This window comes from Lentzea sp. NPDC006480 (genome assembly GCF_040611995.1).
GTDB lineage: Bacteria > Actinomycetota > Actinomycetes > Mycobacteriales > Pseudonocardiaceae > Lentzea.
In genome coordinates this window covers 1-2,134 of sequence record NZ_JBEXPJ010000336.1, presented here as the reverse complement: position 1 = coordinate 2,134, position 2,134 = coordinate 1, and the positions used below count along the sequence as shown (strand labels likewise).

Sequence of the window (2,134 nt, the reverse complement as noted above, 5' to 3'; positions counted from 1 at the left end):
ACCCGGACGATCTCGCAGCCGGCCGCGGTGAGCTCAGCGATCTGCTGCAGCGTGGCGTCGACGTCCGCGGTGGGCGTGGTGGTCATCGACTGCACGGAGATCGGCGCGTCACCGCCGACCGCGACCGGACCCACCCTGATCTGGCGGGAGACCCGGCGCGGGGCAACGGTCAGCGGAATCTTGGGCATGCCCAGGGACACGGTCATCGTTCCACTCCAGCCCAGATCGGTTCGGGTGCGTCCAGAGCGGTGATCATTTCCACGACGGCGCCGGTGATGTCGTGCGCGGTCAGCCCGCACGCCGCGAGCACCTCGGCGCGCGAGCCGTGACTGAGGAACCGCCTCGGGATGCCGAACTCGCGCAGCGGTGTGTGCACGTCGTTGTCCCGCAACGTCTGTGAGATCGCGGAACCGACACCGCCCGCACGGCTGTTGTCCTCGACGGTGATCGCGAGCCGGTGGCGCCGGGCCAGGTCCGCGAGCGCGGGGTTGACCGGCGTGACCCAGCGAGGGTCCACCACCGTGACCCCGATGCCTTGCGCGGCAAGATTTTCGGCGGCCATGAGCGCGAGCCCCGAGAGGGCGCCGATCCCGACGATCAGCACGTCCAGCGAGCCGGAGCGGCGCAGCACGTCCAGCCCGTTGAACGTGGCGACGGCGGGCAGGTCGTCGCCGGCGGAACCCTTGGGGAAGCGCAGCAGCGTCGGGCCCTCGTCCCACGCCACCGCCTCCTCCAGCAGCTCGGCGAGCCGGGTGCCGTCGCGCGGTGCCGCGATCCGCAGTCCTGGCACCACTTGCAGCACCGAGAGGTCCCACATGCCGTTGTGGCTCGGCCCGTCGTCGCCGGTCACGCCGGAACGGTCGAGCACGAACGTCACCGGGCGGCGGTGCAGCGCCACGTCCATCAGCAGCTGGTCCAGCGCGCGGTTCACGAACGTCGAGTAGATCGCCACCACCGGGTGCACACCGCCCAGCGAGAGCCCGGCGGCCATCGTGACCGCGTGCTGCTCGGCGATGCCGACGTCGATCACCCGGTCAGGATGCTTGCGCTGCAACGGGAGCAGGCCGACCGGTTCGGTCATCGCGGCGGTGATCGCCACCAGGTCGGCGCGCCGCTCGACCAGCTGCAGCAGCTTCTCGCCGAACACCGAGGTGAACGACCGGCCCGACGACTTGAGTGCCTTGCCGGTCAGGGGGTCCATCGGTTTGACCGCGTGGCCGAGGTCGAGGTCGTTGTTCTCGGTGTGCAGATATCCCTTGCCCTTGGCCGTGATCACGTGCACGACCACCGGTGCGCACAACGAGGCCGCGTGCCGCAGGGCGTCCTGGACGGCGGAGATGTCGTGGCCGTCGACCGGGCCGAGGTAGGCGAGCCCGAGCTGGTGGAACACACCGGGCCCACGTGCGGCGCGCAGCTCGGCCAGGTGCTCGGCGAGGCCGCCGACCGTGGGCGCGTAGGAGCGGCCGTTGTCGTTGAGCACGATGACGAGGGGCCGATCAGGACCGCCCGCGATGTTGTTGAGCGCCTCCCAGGCCATGCCGCCGGTCATCGCGCCGTCGCCGATGATCGCGACAGTCGCCCGGTCGCGCCGGCCGAGGTGGGCGTCGGCGCGCGCCAGACCGTCCGCATAGGACAGTGCGGTGGACGCGTGCGAGTTCTCCACCAGGTCGTGCTCGGACTCCTCGCGCGACGGGTAGCCGGAGAGCCCGCCGGTCTTGCGCAGCCGGTCGAACCCGGCCTGGCGCCCGGTCAGGATCTTGTGCACGTACGACTGGTGTCCGGTGTCCCACAACAACCTGTCGCGCGGGGACTCGAAGACGGTGTGCAGCGCGATGGTCAGCTCCACCACGCCGAGGTTGGGCCCGAGGTGTCCCCCGCTCGCGGAGACCCGCTCGATCAGGAACCAGCGGATCTCCTCGGCGAGGTCGCGGAGCTCGGCCGCGGTCAGCTCCCGCAGCCGAGCCGGATCGCGCACGGTTTCCAGCAGCGCCATGGGGAACAGCTCCTCACCGGTTCTGGTCTCGATCGGTCAGCCGCGCGGGCGGGGAGAACACCACGTCCTCGGTCGCGACCCGGTGCACCGCCACGTCGCCGTACCCCAGCTCGGCGAGCCGCTCGACCAGCTGCTCGACGA

The 2,134-nt window shown here is 71.0% G+C and carries 2 protein-coding genes; both read right to left on the bottom strand.

What is annotated here, in order from left to right; all coding sequences use genetic code 11:
- A partial coding sequence (locus ABZX92_RS45720; RefSeq protein ID WP_355572415.1) for a flavodoxin-dependent (E)-4-hydroxy-3-methylbut-2-enyl-diphosphate synthase occupies nucleotides 1–206 on the bottom strand: 206 nt, incomplete at its 3' end.
- Complete coding sequence (locus ABZX92_RS45715) at nucleotides 203–1,993, bottom strand: 1-deoxy-D-xylulose-5-phosphate synthase (RefSeq protein ID WP_355572413.1); 1,791 nt, start codon at nucleotides 1,991–1,993, stop codon at nucleotides 203–205. The genes ABZX92_RS45715 and ABZX92_RS45720, both read right to left, overlap by 4 nt.
- Between the last annotated feature and the right edge of the window lie 141 nt (nucleotides 1,994–2,134).

Bases quoted from the DNA above. Each gene is read 5' to 3' on its own strand.
- ABZX92_RS45715 (WP_355572413.1), bottom strand. From the start codon at position 1,993: ATGGCGCTGCTGGAAACCGTGCGCGATCCGGCTCGGCTGCGGGAGCTG.